Consider the following 14,678-nt stretch of genomic DNA (forward strand, 5'->3'; position numbering starts at 1 on the left):
CGGAGAAACGACCATGCCTGACTACAAAGCCCCGCTACGCGACATGCGCTTTCTGCTCGACCATGTTTTCGATTTCCACGCCCATTACGAACGCCTCGGCGCCAGCGATGCCAGCCCGGACATGGTCGGGGCGATCCTGGAGGAAGGTGCGAAATTCTGTGAACAGGTGCTGGCACCGCTGAACCGCTCCGGCGATGAAGAGGGCTGCCATTTCGACAATGGCGTGGTGACCACGCCCAAGGGTTTCAAGCAGGCCTTTGCCCAGTACGTCGAGGCCGGCTGGCATGGCCTGGCGGCCGATCCGCAGTATGGCGGGCAGGGCCTGCCGCAGTCGCTGGGGCTGGTGATCAGCGAAATGATTGGTTCCAGCAACACTTCCTGGGGCATGTACCCGGGGCTGACCCACGGCGCCATGTCGGCGATTCATGCCCACGGTACCGAGCAACAGAAACAGACCTACCTGAGCAGGCTGACCGCCGGCGAATGGACCGGCACCATGTGCCTGACCGAAGCCCACTGCGGCACCGACCTGGGGCTGATCAAGACCCGCGCCGTGCCCCAGGCCGATGGCAGCTATGCGGTGTCCGGGAGCAAGATCTTCATTTCCGCCGGCGAGCACGACATGAGCCGCAACATCGTGCACCTGGTGCTGGCCAAGTTGCCGGACGCGCCGGCCGGTACCAAGGGTATCTCGCTGTTCATCGTGCCCAAGTTCCTGCCCGATGCGGCCGGCGAGGCGGGCGAGCGCAACGGGGTGAGCTGCGGCTCCATCGAGCACAAGATGGGCATCAAGGCCTCGGCCACCTGCGTGCTGAACTTCGATGCTGCCAGGGGCTTTCTGATCGGTGAGGCGAACAAGGGCCTCAACTGCATGTTCACCATGATGAACCATGCCCGCCTCGGTACCGGCATGCAGGGCCTGTGCCTGGGCGAAACCAGCTTCCAGGGCGCGGTCCGCTACGCCAGCGAGCGTTTGCAGATGCGTTCGCTGACCGGCCCCAAGGCGCCGGACAAGGCCGCCGACCCGATCATCGTGCACCCGGACGTACGGCGCATGCTGCTGACCATGAAGGCGTTCAACGAAGGTAACCGGGCACTGACCTATTTCACCGCACAGTGGCTGGATATCGCCCATCGCGCCGCCCAGCCCGAGCAGCGCCAGGAGGCCGAGGACCTGCTGGCATTCCTGACCCCGATCTGCAAGGCGTTCATGACCGAGACCGGGCTGGAGGTGACCAACCACGGCATGCAGGTGTTCGGCGGTCACGGCTTCATCCGTGAGTGGGGCATGGAACAACTGGTGCGCGATTGCCGCATCGCGCCGATCTACGAAGGCACCAATGGCATCCAGGCCCTGGACCTGCTGGGGCGCAAGGTGCTCGGCAGCCAGGGCAAGCTGCTGCGCGGCTTTACCCGGATCGTGCACAAGTTCTGCGAGGCCAATGCCGGGCACGGGCAGCTTGGCGCTCATGTGACGCGGCTCGATCAGTTGAACCGGGAGTGGGGCGAGCTGACGCTGCTGGTCGGCAAGGCGGCCATGCAGAATCCGGATGAGGTCGGCGCGGCGGCGGTGGATTACCTGATGTACAGCGGTTACATCGTCCTGGCCTACCTGTGGCTGCGCATGGCGCTGGTGGCCCAGGCGCAGTTGGAAGAGGGCAGTGGCGACGCGGATTATTGCCGGGGCAAGCTGGCGACGTGCGAGTTCTACTTCAAGCGATTGCTGCCGCGCACCGCCGCTCATCGGGCGGCGGTGGAAGCGGGGAGCGAGAGCCTGATGCGGTTGCCGGCGGATCTGTTTGCCCTGTAATCGATGGATGAGGCTTGAAGGACCTTCGCGGGCAAGTCGGGTCGCCGCACCGCCTTGCCCGCGAAGAGGTCAGAACATTCACTCCAAAACTCCTGCATAGCGTTGTGACTAAAAATAACCAAAACGTCACGTGATGACCCTATGTGTCTGAAAAGTTGTTAAGGTACACTCAAGCCTTCGGAAATCGGCCCCGCGCGGGCCCTATCGTTCTAGATCTTGCGAGGTTTGCCATGGCTGACTACAAAGCGCCCCTGCGCGATATGCGCTTCGTCCTCAATGAAGTCTTCGAGGTCGGCAATCTCTGGGCCCAACTGCCTGCCCTGGCCGAGACCGTCGATGAGGAAACCGTCGAGGCGATTCTCGAGGAAGCCGGCAAGGTCACCGCCAAGAGCATCGCGCCCCTGAGCCGTGGCGGCGACGAGGAAGGCTGCCGCTGGGACAATGGCGTGGTCCGTACGCCCAGCGGTTTCCCACAGGCCTATCAGACCTACGCCGAAGGCGGCTGGGTCGGTGTCGGCGGTGATCCGCAGTTTGGCGGCATGGGCATGCCCAAGGCCGTTTCGGCGCAGGTCGAGGAAATGATCAACTCGTCCAGCCTCGCCTTCGGCCTGTACCCGATGCTGACCTCCGGCGCCTGCGTGTCGATCAACACCCATGCCAGCGAAGAGCTCAAGGCCACCTACCTGCCGAACATGTACGCCGGTCTATGGGCCGGTTCCATGTGCCTGACCGAACCCCACGCCGGCACCGACCTGGGGATCATCCGCACCAAGGCCGAGCCGCAGGCGGACGGCTCGTACAAGATCAGCGGGACCAAGATCTTCATCACCGGTGGCGAGCATGACCTGACCGAAAACATCATCCACCTGGTACTGGCCAAGCTGCCCGACGCGCCGGCCGGTCCGAAAGGCATCTCGCTGTTCCTGGTGCCGAAGTTCCTGGTCAACGCCGATGGCAGCCTGGGCGCGCGCAACCCGGCGACCTGCGGTTCGATCGAACACAAGATGGGGATCCAGGCTTCGGCGACCTGCGTGATGAACTTCGACGAGGCCACCGGTTACCTTGTGGGCGAGCCGAACAAGGGCTTGGCGGCGATGTTCACCATGATGAACTACGAGCGCCTGGGTGTCGGCATCCAGGGCCTGGCTTCCGGCGAGCGCTCCTACCAGAACGCGATCGAATACGCCCGCGACCGCCTGCAGAGCCGTTCGCCGACCGGGCCGAAGGCCAAGGACAAGGCGGCCGACCCGATCATCGTGCATCCGGACGTGCGCCGCATGCTGTTGACCATGAAGGCGGCGAACGAGGGCGGCCGTGCCTTCTCCACCTACGTGGCGATGCAATTGGACACTGCCAAGTTCAGCGAGGACGCGGCGGCCCGCAAGCGTGCCGATGAACTGGTGGCCTTGCTGACGCCGGTGGCCAAGGCATTCCTGACCGACCTGGGGCTGGAGGTCACGGTGCACGGCCAGCAGGTTTTCGGTGGTCATGGTTACGTGCGCGAGTGGGGCCAGGAGCAACTGGTGCGTGACGTGCGCATCACCCAGATCTACGAGGGCACCAACGGCATCCAGGCGCTGGACCTGGTAGGCCGCAAGATCGTCGGCAGCGGCGGTGCCTACTACCGCCTGTTCGCCGAGGAAGTGCGGCACTTCATCGATACCGCGAGCGCCAATCTGGCCGAGTTCACCAAGCCCCTGGCGGCGGCGCTGGACAACCTCGACGAGCTGACCGACTGGGTGCTCGACCGTTCCGGAACCAACCCGAACGAGATCGGTGCGGCATCGGTCGAATACCTGCACACCTTCGGCTATACCGCCTATGCCTACATGTGGGCCCTGATGGCCCGGGCCGCCCTGGGCAAGGACAGGGAAGGTGCGTTCTACGCGAGCAAGCTGGGCACCGCGCGGTTCTATTTCGCCCGCCTGCTGCCGCGCATCCACTCGCTGACGGCGTCGGTGAAGGCGGGTAGCGAATCGCTGTTCCTGCTCGATGCCGAGCAGTTCTGAGGCGGGGTTGGCATGTAAGCCTTTGCTTACATAACGCGCTGCTGTTTGCCCATATCGCCATATTGGATCCAGCGGTAATCTACTTATGAAGGACGTCGAGCAGGAAGCTCAAAGCAAAACACGGACACGTAGGATTCCGCCAGGATGGTGGAGCGAAATGGATGTCAGGGAAACAGTCTGCAAAGCCCCGCTTCGGCGGGGTTTTCTTTTGTCCGCGAAAAAGTTTTTCAGCCCAGGCCTTCAAGCCCCGTCGCACCGTGCAGGTGCTTGACCGGGCTGTTCATCACGTCCTCCAGCAGCACCCGCAGCAGCTCCAGCGAAGCCTGCTGGCGTTGCATGTCGCGACACACCAGGCCGACCCGCAGCGAGACCCGCGGTTCGGTCAGCGGTTTCCACAGCAGATCATGGTCATCGTGTTCGTCCCGTGAGCGACCCGGCAGTACGGTGGCCAGGCGGGTATGCGGCAGGCTGTCGAGAATCCCCGCCATGTTGTTCAATTCGGCCTGGACCTGCGGGCGTCGCCCCAGGTTGGCCAGTTGCGCCTGCCAGATCTGCCGGATCTGGAATTCTTCGCCGAGCAGCAGCATCGGCAGCTCCGCGGCCTGGCCGACCGAGACCTTCTTGAATTCACGCAGCGGGTGCTCGGCGGGGATCACCAGTTGCAGCTCGTCTTCGTACAGCGGCAGGCCGTGCAAGCCCGGCTGGCGGGGTGGCAGATAACTGATGCCGATATCCAGCGAGCCGTTGAGCAGGCGCCGTTCGATCTCCATGCCGGTCAATTCGTAGATCTGCACCACCAGGTGCGGATGTGCCTTGCGCACCCGTTCGAGCAACTGCGGCACCAGGCTGGTGTGCACGGTCTGCAGCACGCCGATGGCGAGGGTGCGCAACGCCTGCCCCTGGAAGTTGCGCAGGGCTTCGCGGGCCCGTTGCAGGCCATCGAGCAGCGGCAGGGCATGGTTGTACAGGGTGTGGGCGGCCAGGGTTGGCAGCAGGCGCTTGCTGCTGCGTTCGAACAGGCTGACGTCGAGGTGGTGTTCCAGGTGGCGTATCTGTTGCGACAGGGCCGGCTGGGAGATCGACAGCCGTTCGGCGGCGCGGCCGACATGGCCTTCTTCATACACCGCGACGAAATAACGCAGTTGCTTGAAATCCATAAGCAGTACTTATCGAAAATGCTCGAAAAACGAAATGGCCGTGAACGCCTCGCAAGCCTAGTCTAACCGCAATTAAAAGGGCTTACAGGGCCAGAGCGTGCGATGAATACCGTTTGCGTTGATGGTGTTTACATAGGCAAGGCAAAAAATCTCGGACAGGGTCTGATCAGCGATACGGATAAACACCGGGTTGCCAGTCGGCTCTGGTTATGGCCACAGGGCCTGGGCAGTGACGAGCAGGGCGATCCGCGTTTCCACAGCGGACCGGAGCGGGCGCTGCATCATTACCCCGCCGAGCACTATGACTACTGGCGCAAACGGCATCCGCAACTCGACTGGTCGGCACCGGCCTTTGGCGAAAATCTCTCGACCCGTGGTCTGACCGAAGAGCAGGTCTGCCTGGGCGACCTGTTCCGCTGGGGCGGTGCGCTGCTGCAGGTCAGCCAGCCACGTTCGCCATGCTATCGCCTGAGCCATCGCTGGGGCTTGTCCGAGCTGCCGCAGCAGGCCCAGGACACGGGGCGCTGCGGCTGGTTCTATCGGGTGCTCAAGCCCGGTTTCGTCAGCGCCGACCAGCCCTTCGAATTGCTGCAGCGCAGTTATCCCGGCCTCAGCGTGGCCTGGGCCCTGCACGCGTTCTACGCCGAACCGCTGGAGCATGCCGGCCTGAAGAAACTGGTGGACTGCCCGGCGCTGTCCTCGCGCTGGCGCGACATCGCCATTCGTCGCCTGCGCAGCGGCCGGGTCGAGGAATGGTCGGCCCGGCTGCTCGGGCTGCCGCTGGAAGGGCTGCGCGCATGAATCTGTTCAAGCTGCGCCGGCCGCAACCGAGCCTCGATGACCTGACCGCCGACTTCCAGCCCCGCGCCCGCCACGAGCACGCGGCCAGCGAGTACCTGATGCCCGCCGCCGAGCGCCCCAGCCCGGTGTTCGTCCGTGGCCAGGGCTCCTGGCTGTGGGACAGCGAGGAACGGGCCTATCTGGATTTCAGCCAGGGCGGTGGCAGCAACAGCCTCGGTCATAGCCCCGGTGTGCTGGCCCATGCCCTGGCGGACCAGGCCCATGGCCTGATCAATGTCGGCGCGGGTTTTCATAACCCGGTCCAATCGCAACTGGCGGACCGCCTGTGTCGTGCCACCGACAGCGACCAGGTGTATTTTCTCAACAGTGGTTCGGAAGCCTGCGAGGCGGCGATCAAATTGGCGCGCAAGTGGGGCCAGCTGCATCGTGGCGGCGCCTACCGGATCATCAGCGCAAGCAACGCCTGCCATGGGCGCAGTTTCGGTGCCATGTCGGCGTCCGGCCAGGATTGCTTCGGCAACCGCTTCGAGCCGCAATTGCCCGGCTTCAGCCAGGTGCCGTTCAACGATCTGGAGGCCTTGCATGCCGCGGTGGATGCCAAGACCGTGGCCATCATGCTCGAACCGATCCAGCGTGCGGCGGGCGTTACCCCGGCGACCCGGGAATACCTCCAGGGCGTCGAGCGGTTGTGCCGGGCGCTGGGCATCCTGCTGATCTTCGACGAGGTGCAGACCGGTGTCGGCCGCTGCGGCAGCCTGCTGGCCGAGCAACAGTACGCGGTGCGTGCCGACATCATCGCCCTCGGCAAGGGCCTGGGTGGTGGCGCGCCGTTGTCGGCGCTGCTGGCGCGGGGCACGGCCTGCTGTTTCGAGCCCGGCGAAATCGGTGGCAGCCACCACGGTAACGCCTTGATGAGTGCGGCCGGCCTGGCGGTGCTCGATACGCTGCTCAAGCATGGCTTCCTCGACGAGGTGGCTGAGCGCGGGCACTACCTGCAACAGGGCCTGGATCGGCTGGTACGGCGTTATGAGCACGGCCAACTGCGCGGCGCCGGGCTGCTCTGGGGCCTGACCCTGAGCGACGCCTCGGCGGATGCGGTGGTCAAGGCCGCGTTGCAGGAAGGCCTGCTGCTCGATGCGCCGACCGCCGACAGTCTGCGCTTTACCCCGGCCCTGACCGTCAGCCAGAGCACCATCGACGAAATGCTGCTGCGCCTGGCCCGGGCCTTCTCCCGAGTCCGTACCGCCCAGGTGCAATGCCGCAGGGGAATCGCTGTCTGACCTGGCGCGTCGTTTTTTCCCAAATCTGATTCCGAACCGTCTTGCGGTATAACGCGTCGCCCTGTGCCTGACTCTTTTGGCACGGGGTGTTTTTTTGTGGGCGGTATTTCGGCTCGGATTGAGGTGCGGGGCGAGCGTTGTTGCCATCGGGCGGAAAGAACCTCAATGGATTTGAATTTATATACCACCTGGTGGTACGTTTTATGGAGAAGGATTTCCATGCGATACAGGGTTTTCAAGACCAGGGGATTCGCCGCCAGCGCCAGGAAGGCACGGATCGACGACGCCGAACTGGTGTTGGCAATGGGGCGGTGATCAGGGGGCAGGCCGACAATCTGGGGGGTGGCGTGTGGAAAAAGCGCCTGAACGAAAACCGTCATCGTTCCATCGTCCTGGCCCGGGGCGGCTGTTATTGGGTCTTCCAGTTCCTGTTCGCCAAGAGTGACCAGGGCAATATCAGCCAGCAGGAGCTCAAGGCTTTCAGGGTGCTGGCGAAGGCCTATGAGAACCTGAGCAGCCGCCAGATTGGGCAGTTGCTGGAGATGAGAGAGTTTGTGGAGATAGCTTATGAGCAAGCGGTATAAATCCGAGGCGTTGGAATCGGTCCATGAATCGGCCAGCGCCCTGCATGCAATCGGTGCGATCGGCAAGGCGACCATGCGCGAGTTCGACGCCTCGTGCCTGGCGCCGGTACCGGACGAGATCGCCCCCGAGCAGATCAAGTCGCTGCGCGAGCGCAACCAGGTCAGCCAGCCGGTGTTCGCCCGTTACCTGAACACCAGCGTATCGACCGTCAAGCAATGGGAGGCCGGCGACAAGCAGCCCAGCGGCATGGCACTCAAGCTGCTGAGCATCGTGCAGAAGCATGGCTTGCAGATACTCGCCTGAATGACGTGACGTGGCACTCGGCGCTGGGCTCAGCCCTTGGCGATCAGGCGCGAGTTGCGCTCGTTGCGAAACACCAGCTGTTCGATGGTCGGCCCCTCCAGGCTGGCTTCTTCGCGGGCCTGCAGGATCACATCATGGTGGTGGGACTTGGCGCAGACCGGGTCGGCGTTGCTGGCGTCGCCGGTGAGCATGAAGGCCTGGCAACGGCAACCGCCGAAGTCCTTTTCCTTCTCGTCACAGGAACGGCACGGTTCGGGCATCCACTCGTAACCGCGAAAGCGGTTGAAACCGAACGAGTCGTACCAGATATGTTGCAGGCTGTGGTCGCGCACATTGGGGAACTGTACCGGCAACTGCCGGGCGCCATGGCAGGGTAACGCGGTGCCATCCGGAGTGACGGTGAGGAACAGGCTGCCCCAGCCGTTCATGCAGGCTTTCGGGCGCTCCTCGTAGTAGTCCGGTGTAACGAAGATCAGCTTGCACGGGTTGCCCTCGGCCTGCAGCCGGGCGCGGTACTCATTGGTGATGCGTTCGGCGCGCTGCAGTTGCTCGCGGGTAGGCAGCAGGCCCTGGCGATTGAGCTGCGCCCAGCCATAGAACTGGCAGGTGGCGAGCTCGACGAAGTCCGCCTCCAGGGCCAGGCACAGCTCGATGATGCGGTCGATGCGGTCGATGTTGTGCCGATGGGTGACGAAGTTCAGCACCATCGGATAACCGTGGGCCTTCACCGCCCGGGCCATTTCCAGTTTCTGCGCGAAGGCCTTCTTCGAGCCGGCCAGCAGGTTGTTCACCTGTTCGTCGCTGGCCTGGAAGCTGATCTGGATATGGTCGAGGCCGGCCTGCCTGAAGTCGCTGATCTTCTGTTCGGTCAGGCCGATGCCGGAGGTGATCAGGTTGGTGTAGAAGCCCAGCCGGCGAGCCTCGGCGATCAGTTCGACAAGGTCCTGGCGCACCAGCGGTTCACCGCCGGAAAAGCCCAACTGGGCGGCACCCATTTCCCGAGCCTCGCGCAGGACCTTGAACCATTGTTCGGTGCTCAGTTCCTGGCCCTGCCCGGCGAAGTCCAGCGGATTCGAGCAGTATGGGCACTGCAGCGGGCAGCGGTAGGTCAGCTCGGCCAGTAGCCACAGCGGCAGGCCGACCTGCGGCGTGGGTGGCAGGCCGGGGTCAGGCAAGTTCGATCCAGTGCTCTGCACGGGCGACCTCCATGAACTGCTCGATATCCTCGCCGAGCTCGGCTACGTCGGGGAACTGTTTCTGCAGCTCGGCGATGATCGCCGCGACATCGCGCTGGCCATCGATCAGGCCACCGATCAGTGCGGCACTCTCGTTGAGCTTGATCATCCCTTCCGGGTACAGCAGTACGTGGCCCTTCTGCGCCGGTTCGTACTGGAAACGGTAGCCGGGGCGCCATTTCGGGGTCAGGCCGCGATCGAAACTCATAGGGGGATTCCTCGGTGCCAGACCCGCTGGTCGGTCACGCTGTGGTAGGGCGGGCGATTCAGTTCATAGGCCATGCTCATGGCATCGAGCATGCTCCAGAGAATATCCAGTTTGAACTGGAGAATCTCCAGCATACGCTGCTGGCCTTCGTACGTGGTGTAGTGCAGCAGGGTGATCTCCAGCCCGTGCTCGACATCGCGCCGGGCCTGGCCGAGGCGGGTGCGGAAGTATTCGTAGCCGGCGGGATCGATCCAGGGGTAGTGCTGTGGCCAGCTGTCGAGCCGCGACTGGTGGATCTGCGGCGCGAACAGTTCGGTCAGCGAGCTGCTGGCGGCTTCCTGCCAACTGGCCCGGCGGGCGAAGTTGACGTAGGCGTCCACGGCGAACCGCACGCCGGGCAGCACCAGTTCCTGGGAGCGCAACTGATCGGGGTCCAGGCCGACCGCCTGGCCCAGGCGCAGCCAGGCTTCGATGCCGCCATCCTCGCCGGGTGCCCCGTCGTGGTCGAGCAGGCGCTGGATCCACTCGCGGCGGATTTCCCGGTCCGGGCAATTGGCGAGGATCGCCGCATCCTTGAGGGGAATGTTGACCTGGTAATAGAACCGGTTGGCGACCCAGCCCTGGATCTGTTCGCGGGTTGCGCGACCTTCATACATCGCCACGTGGTAGGGGTGATGGATGTGGTAGTAGGCGCCCTTGGCACGCAGCGCCTGCTCGAACTCGGCGCGGGACAGCGGGGTTTGGCTCATTCGGTGGTGCTCCTACAGCTCGATGCTCATGCCGTCGTATGCGACTTCGACATTGCGTCGCTGCAGTTCGGCACGTTGCGGCGAGTCTTCGTCGAGGATGGGGTTGGTGTTGTTGATGTGGATAAGGACCTTGCGCTGTGCCGGTAGTTGCTCCAGCACCTCGAGCATGCCGCCGGGGCCGCTTTGCGCCAGGTGGCCCATTTCCCGGCCGGTGCGGGTACCGACGCCGCGACGCTGCATTTCATCGTCGTCCCACAGGGTGCCGTCCACCAGCAGGCAGTCGCTTTCGGCCATGATCCGCAGCAACGGCTCGTCGACCTTGCCCAGGCCCGGGGCATAGAACAGCTTGCCGCCGGTGCCCAGGTCCTCGACGATCAGGCCGATGTTGTCGCCCGGATGCGGGTCGAAGCGGTGCGGCGAGTAGGGCGGGGCGGCGCTGCGCAGCGGCAGTGGGGTGAAGCGCAGGTTGGGGCAGGCGGCGATGGTGAAGCGGCCTTCGAGCTCGATGCGCTGCCAGTCGAGGCCACCATTCCAATGGGTGAGCATCTTGAACAGTGGGAAGCCGGTGCTCAGGTCCTCCTTGACCATGTCGGTGCACCAGACCTGGTGCGGGCAACCCTCGCGCAGGCTGAGCAGGCCGGTGGTGTGGTCGATCTGGCTGTCCATCAGGATGATCGCGCTGATGCCGGTATCGCGTAGGGCCCGGCCCGGCTGCATGGGGGCGAAGCTCTGGAGCTGGGCGCGGATGTCCGGCGAGGCATTGCACAGGATCCAGTTCACGCCGTCATCGGAAAGGGCGATGGAGGATTGGGTGCGTGCCGTGGCCCGCAGGCTGCCGGCGCGGAACCCCGCGCAGTTGGCGCAGTTGCAGTTCCATTGGGGAAAGCCGCCGCCGGCGGCGGAGCCGAGAATCTGGACGTACATGAACCTGTCACTCACTCAGGGACTGAAAACGAAAACGCCCCGGCGAACCGAGGCGTTGCACTGCAGGTCGACCGATCAACGGTTGGCGAAGTACATGGTGACTTCGAAGCCGATGCGCAGGTCGGTGTAGGCGGGTTTGGTCCAGGCCATGAATGACTCCTTCGGTTGGGTGGATGGGTGTCTATACATATAGTCCACCTCCGGCGGGAGATGTTCAAATGCTTAGCAAGCTAATGTTACTGAATCTTACCGGCTAAGTAGACCGTTTTCTTGGAGAAAGCTCATTGCAGCTCGAGTAATGATCCCGTTGGGGGCTGCCAGGCCGACTCCGGTTCGGCGCCGTTGGCCAGGCACAGCCAGCCTCCTGCTGCCTGGGCGAGTTGTCTGGCGGCCGCTTGCAGGGGCGTGCGTTCCAGGCCGCGAATGGCGGTGGCCAGTTGTGCCAGGTAATCCGACGAGTGGTCGGCCAGATGCCCCTGCCAGAGCAGTTCGGCGGCCTGGGCCAAGGGCAGGTCCGCCAGGTTGAACTGTGCGGCCAGAGCCTCGCGCTGGGCATGCCAGGTGCTGTCGTCCAGGCTGGCGATCCGTTCGGGCAGGCTCGCCAGGAAGCTTTCGAAGTGCCCCAGCAACGCCGCGAGCGATGCGCCGGGAGATTGTACGCCGAGCAGCAGACCGCTGCGGCCATGGATCTGGCGGACGCTGCTGAACACCGCATAGCCCAGTTGCAACTCGACCCGCAGGCGCTGGTAGAAGGGGGCCTGGATCAGTTGGCCGAGTGCCCGCCAGCAGGCCTCGTCGACGATGCTGGCGCTGGCGGCCGGGCAGAACAGCAGCAGAGCCTGCTCGCCGGTGTCGCAGGGCACGCTTTGCCAACGCCTCTGACCGTGTACCACGGGCAGGCGGGGCGGTTGTCGTGTCGGGCTGCCAGGCGTGCGGTTCAACGCGTTGTTGAGGGCCGGTTGTGTGGCGGCTGGAAAACCCAGGGCCAGACCTTGCCATTTGGCCTCGGCCCAGAGCTTGCCCAGTTGCTCGGTATCCCAGGCCGCTGAGGGTTCATCGGCAGGCTGCGTCTGTTCGGACAACTGGCGGAGCAGTTCGCGAATGGGGATCAGTGGCTTGGGCTGTTCGGTGGGCGCTTGCCAGAATCCATCGGCCGGACTCGTCAGGCAGCGCAGGGCCTGTTCGAGAATCGCCGGGATCGGTTCACGCCAGCCGATGAGCTGGAGTTGCCAGGCACCGGCCTGAACCGTGAAGGACAGTTCCACACCGGCCTGCCGCGCCTGGGCTCGCAGGTTGTGCAGGCTGTGGCTCAGTCGCGCATGCAGGACAGAGGTGCCGTGCGGGTTGTCCAGTTGCCAGCGCACATAGACGGCGGCTTCACCGCTGTCATCCGCCGGCAGCTCGATATGGGTGATGGCGGATGAGTCGCGGCGTTTGTGCAGGCGGTCCTGGGCAAAAGTGCGCAGGCCGCGGTGGGCACTGGTCTGCCCACGGATCAGCCCAGGGTGCTCGGCAGGTGCGGTGGAGCGCAGGAACGGGTTGGCCGGTGGCAGCCGCCAGGACGCCGCCTGGTTATCCACAGGCGCGGCGTGGGTCCGGTGCAGCAGGGCCTTGAGGGCCGACAGGGCGGCCTCCGAGAGTTCTGCCGGGGTATCGGCGGCATCCCGGCGCGCTTGTTCCAGGGCGGTGCCGCTACGGATCCTGCGGTTCTGCAGCAGTCGGTATTCCCGGCGCAGCCCTGGCCAGTCGGCGTGGCTGGCGAAGAAGGCCAGCCAGTCCTCGAGCAGTGTCTGGATCGCGGCGCCTTGGCCGACGCCTTGGGGCGTCAGTGCGAATTCGAGTCGCACCAGCGCTTGTCCGGCGAACTGATAGAGTACGGTGGCGGTCAGCGAATTTATCCACAGGCGCTCGCGCAACGCGGCCGAGAATCCGCCGGGCTGGCTGTCGTTGAGCCAGGTGCAGAGGAAATCCACCGCCTGCCGGGCTCCATCGGGCAGATCGTCCCAGGCCAGCAGCAGGTCGAGCTGCTGAGCATCAGCCTGTTGATAACCTTGCCTGCCGTGAGCGAACAAGGCCGGTGGCGACTTCTGTTCGACCGCCTGGCCCGGACGCAGGTCGGCAGTCAGGGTCTGTGCCAGTGACCTCAACTCGTCCAGCGGCTGTGGGCCGACCAGGCTCAGGGCCATCTGCCCGGTCTGGTAGAAGCCCTGGTAAAAATCCCGTAGCGCCTGTTGGAAGGCCGGCGCCTCGACTTGCAGGCTGGCGCGATTGCCGGCATGTACGCTGCGCAACGGGTGGTGTTCGGCCAACCCGGCGTAAAGCCGGAACTGCCGTTGCGCCACGGCATCCCGCGACCAGGCGATGAATTCCGCCTCCAGCACCTCGCGTTCGCGCAATTGTTCGTCGGGGTCCAGACGGGCCCGGCCGAGCATGTCGCACAGGCGTTCGAGGCCGCCGGCAAAGGCTTGGGGTGGTAGTTCGAAGAAGAATTCGGTACTGCGTTCGGCGGTACGGGCATTCACCTGGCCACCGTGGCGTTGGACGTAGGCCATCAGCCCGTCGGTGGTGGCAAAGCGCTCGGTTCCGAGAAACAGCAGGTGTTCCAGGAAGTGTGCCAGCCCTGGCCAGGCCGCGGGCGCATCATGACTGCCTGCCGCTACCCGCAAGGCCGCCGCGCAACGCTTCAGTTGTGGCGCATGGCGCAGCGAGACCCGCAGGCCGTTGGCCAGGGTCAGGTATTCGGGGGCGTGGGCGATGGGCGCAGGCATGGGCACTTCCGTTTCAGAGAAGTGCCCATGCTAGCGGATAACGTCGGGTCAGTCCCGGCTGAGCTGGCTGTAGAGCGCGGGGCGCCGGTCCAGCAGATAGCGGTTGCTGGCCCGGGATAGCTGCATCGCTGCCCGATCCAGCGTGCCGATGATCAGTGCCTCGTCCAGGCCGGCATGGGCGATACGGCTACCGTCCGGCGCGGCGATGCTGCTCTGGCCGCAGTACTGGATGTCCTCCTCGTGGCCGCAATAGTTGGCGTAGGCCACGTAGCACTGGTTCTCGAAGGCGCGGGCGCGGATGGTCACGTCGGCGACGAAGTCGAACGGCACCATGTTGGCGGTGGGCACCAGGATCAATTCGGCGCCGGCGAGGGCCAGGCGCCGGGTGTTTTCCGGGAATTCCACGTCGTAGCAGATCAGCAGGCCGACTTTCCAGCCATTGAGTTCGACCACCGGGAACTCGTCCGGCCCGGCACTGAACATCGCGTGATCGAGGTCGCCGAACAGGTGGGTCTTGCGATAGTTGCACAGGCTGTTGCCCCGGGCATCGATCAACTGCACGGCGTTGTAGAGGTTGCCGTCCTCGGCACGCTCCGGATAGCCGTAGGCGATGGCGATGTTCGCCGCCCGGGCCAGCGCGGCGATGTGTTGCGCCGCCGCGCCGTCGCGCGCTTGCGCCAGTGCCGCGACCGCCTCGGCGCCGATGTTGTAGCCGGTCAGGAACATCTCCGGCAACACCAGGACATCGGCGCCATGGGCTTCGGTCACCAGTTGCTGCAGTCGCTGCAGGTTGCCCGCCACGTCCAGTGGCAGGGGCGGGCATTGGTAAAGCGCTACGCGCATGGGTTC

13 protein-coding genes and 1 pseudogene are annotated in these 14,678 nt (G+C 64.6%); 6 read left to right on the forward strand and 8 right to left on the reverse strand.

All coding sequences use genetic code 11. The annotated features are described in order from the left end of the window. The first annotated feature begins 13 nt into the window (after positions 1 to 13). Together ACM62G_RS14695 and ACM62G_RS14700 are read left to right on the forward strand one after the other, a co-directional pair. Positions 14 to 1,810 (forward strand): acyl-CoA dehydrogenase C-terminal domain-containing protein, encoded by a 1,797-nt coding sequence (locus ACM62G_RS14695; protein WP_419737386.1) that lies wholly within the window; start codon positions 14 to 16, stop codon positions 1,808 to 1,810. 230 nt (positions 1,811 to 2,040) lie between these two features. Next, positions 2,041 to 3,819 (forward strand): acyl-CoA dehydrogenase C-terminal domain-containing protein, encoded by a 1,779-nt coding sequence (locus ACM62G_RS14700; protein WP_419737387.1) that lies wholly within the window; start codon positions 2,041 to 2,043, stop codon positions 3,817 to 3,819. Between the two features lie 227 nt (positions 3,820 to 4,046). On the opposite strand, the gene ACM62G_RS14705 is transcribed toward ACM62G_RS14700, so the two are convergent. Further along, on the reverse strand, positions 4,047 to 4,976 hold the full coding sequence (locus ACM62G_RS14705; RefSeq protein ID WP_054057046.1) for a LysR substrate-binding domain-containing protein: 930 nt from the start codon (positions 4,974 to 4,976) through the stop codon (positions 4,047 to 4,049). Between the two features lie 102 nt (positions 4,977 to 5,078). On the opposite strand from ACM62G_RS14705, the gene ACM62G_RS14710 reads away from it, so the two are divergent. The 4 genes and pseudogenes from ACM62G_RS14710 (at position 5,079) to ACM62G_RS14725 (ending at position 7,945) form a co-directional block, all read left to right on the forward strand. After that, on the forward strand, positions 5,079 to 5,777 hold the full coding sequence (locus tag ACM62G_RS14710) for an MOSC domain-containing protein (RefSeq protein WP_419737388.1): 699 nt from the start codon (positions 5,079 to 5,081) through the stop codon (positions 5,775 to 5,777). Beyond that, a complete protein-coding gene (locus tag ACM62G_RS14715) occupies positions 5,774 to 7,057 on the forward strand; it encodes an aspartate aminotransferase family protein (RefSeq protein ID WP_419737389.1) in 1,284 nt (427 codons plus the stop codon). Before ACM62G_RS14710 ends, ACM62G_RS14715 begins: the two co-directional genes overlap by 4 nt. 219 nt (positions 7,058 to 7,276) lie before the next feature. Continuing rightward, positions 7,277 to 7,641 (forward strand): annotated as a pseudogene (locus tag ACM62G_RS14720) (type II toxin-antitoxin system RelE/ParE family toxin). Further along, entirely contained in the window at positions 7,625 to 7,945 is a 321-nt protein-coding gene (locus tag ACM62G_RS14725; RefSeq protein WP_054057042.1) for a helix-turn-helix domain-containing protein, read from the forward strand. The pseudogene ACM62G_RS14720 and the gene ACM62G_RS14725 overlap by 17 nt, the downstream one beginning before the upstream one ends. Positions 7,946 to 7,974: 29 nt before the next feature. Here the strand turns inward: ACM62G_RS14725 and pqqE are convergent, their stop codons facing one another. From pqqE to ACM62G_RS14760, 7 genes are all read right to left on the reverse strand, one after another. Further along, a complete protein-coding gene (gene pqqE, locus ACM62G_RS14730) occupies positions 7,975 to 9,120 on the reverse strand; it encodes a pyrroloquinoline quinone biosynthesis protein PqqE (RefSeq protein WP_419737390.1) in 1,146 nt (381 codons plus the stop codon). Continuing rightward, positions 9,113 to 9,388: a pyrroloquinoline quinone biosynthesis peptide chaperone PqqD gene (gene pqqD / locus ACM62G_RS14735; protein ID WP_054064648.1), complete on the reverse strand. Its 276-nt coding sequence runs from the start codon at positions 9,386 to 9,388 to the stop codon at positions 9,113 to 9,115. Before pqqD ends, pqqE begins: the two co-directional genes overlap by 8 nt. Further along, complete coding sequence (gene pqqC / locus ACM62G_RS14740) at positions 9,385 to 10,137, reverse strand: pyrroloquinoline-quinone synthase PqqC (protein WP_419737391.1); 753 nt, start codon at positions 10,135 to 10,137, stop codon at positions 9,385 to 9,387. The genes pqqD and pqqC overlap by 4 nt, the downstream gene beginning before the upstream one ends. A 12-nt stretch (positions 10,138 to 10,149) precedes the next feature. Continuing rightward, positions 10,150 to 11,061, reverse strand: a complete 912-nt coding sequence (pqqB, locus tag ACM62G_RS14745) for a pyrroloquinoline quinone biosynthesis protein PqqB (RefSeq protein ID WP_419737392.1) — start codon at positions 11,059 to 11,061, stop codon at positions 10,150 to 10,152. A 75-nt stretch (positions 11,062 to 11,136) separates the two neighbouring features. Next, on the reverse strand, positions 11,137 to 11,211 hold the full coding sequence (gene pqqA, locus ACM62G_RS14750) for a pyrroloquinoline quinone precursor peptide PqqA (protein ID WP_054057055.1): 75 nt from the start codon (positions 11,209 to 11,211) through the stop codon (positions 11,137 to 11,139). A 131-nt stretch (positions 11,212 to 11,342) separates the two neighbouring features. Then, a complete protein-coding gene (pqqF, locus tag ACM62G_RS14755) occupies positions 11,343 to 13,829 on the reverse strand; it encodes a pyrroloquinoline quinone biosynthesis protein PqqF (RefSeq protein WP_419737393.1) in 2,487 nt (828 codons plus the stop codon). A gap of 48 nt (positions 13,830 to 13,877) precedes the next feature. Further along, positions 13,878 to 14,672: a carbon-nitrogen hydrolase family protein gene (locus ACM62G_RS14760; protein WP_419737394.1), complete on the reverse strand. Its 795-nt coding sequence runs from the start codon at positions 14,670 to 14,672 to the stop codon at positions 13,878 to 13,880. Between the last annotated feature and the right edge of the window lie 6 nt (positions 14,673 to 14,678).

This window comes from Pseudomonas sp. COR18 (genome assembly GCF_048568395.1).
Classification (GTDB): domain Bacteria; phylum Pseudomonadota; class Gammaproteobacteria; order Pseudomonadales; family Pseudomonadaceae; genus Aquipseudomonas; species Aquipseudomonas fuscovaginae_B.

Coding starts and splice junctions, on each gene's coding strand:
- ACM62G_RS14715 (WP_419737389.1), top strand. CDS start 5,774: ATGAATCTGTTCAAGCTGCGCCGGCCGCAACCGAGCCTCGATGACCTG.
- pqqB (WP_419737392.1), bottom strand. CDS start 11,061: ATGTACGTCCAGATTCTCGGCTCCGCCGCCGGCGGCGGCTTTCCCCAA.
- pqqD (WP_054064648.1), bottom strand. CDS start 9,388: ATGAGTTTCGATCGCGGCCTGACCCCGAAATGGCGCCCCGGCTACCGT.
- pqqF (WP_419737393.1), bottom strand. CDS start 13,829: ATGCCTGCGCCCATCGCCCACGCCCCCGAATACCTGACCCTGGCCAAC.
- pqqC (WP_419737391.1), bottom strand. CDS start 10,137: ATGAGCCAAACCCCGCTGTCCCGCGCCGAGTTCGAGCAGGCGCTGCGT.
- ACM62G_RS14705 (WP_054057046.1), bottom strand. CDS start 4,976: ATGGATTTCAAGCAACTGCGTTATTTCGTCGCGGTGTATGAAGAAGGC.
- ACM62G_RS14725 (WP_054057042.1), top strand. CDS start 7,625: ATGAGCAAGCGGTATAAATCCGAGGCGTTGGAATCGGTCCATGAATCG.
- ACM62G_RS14710 (WP_419737388.1), top strand. CDS start 5,079: ATGAATACCGTTTGCGTTGATGGTGTTTACATAGGCAAGGCAAAAAAT.
- ACM62G_RS14695 (WP_419737386.1), top strand. CDS start 14: ATGCCTGACTACAAAGCCCCGCTACGCGACATGCGCTTTCTGCTCGAC.
- ACM62G_RS14760 (WP_419737394.1), bottom strand. CDS start 14,672: ATGCGCGTAGCGCTTTACCAATGCCCGCCCCTGCCACTGGACGTGGCG.
- ACM62G_RS14700 (WP_419737387.1), top strand. CDS start 2,041: ATGGCTGACTACAAAGCGCCCCTGCGCGATATGCGCTTCGTCCTCAAT.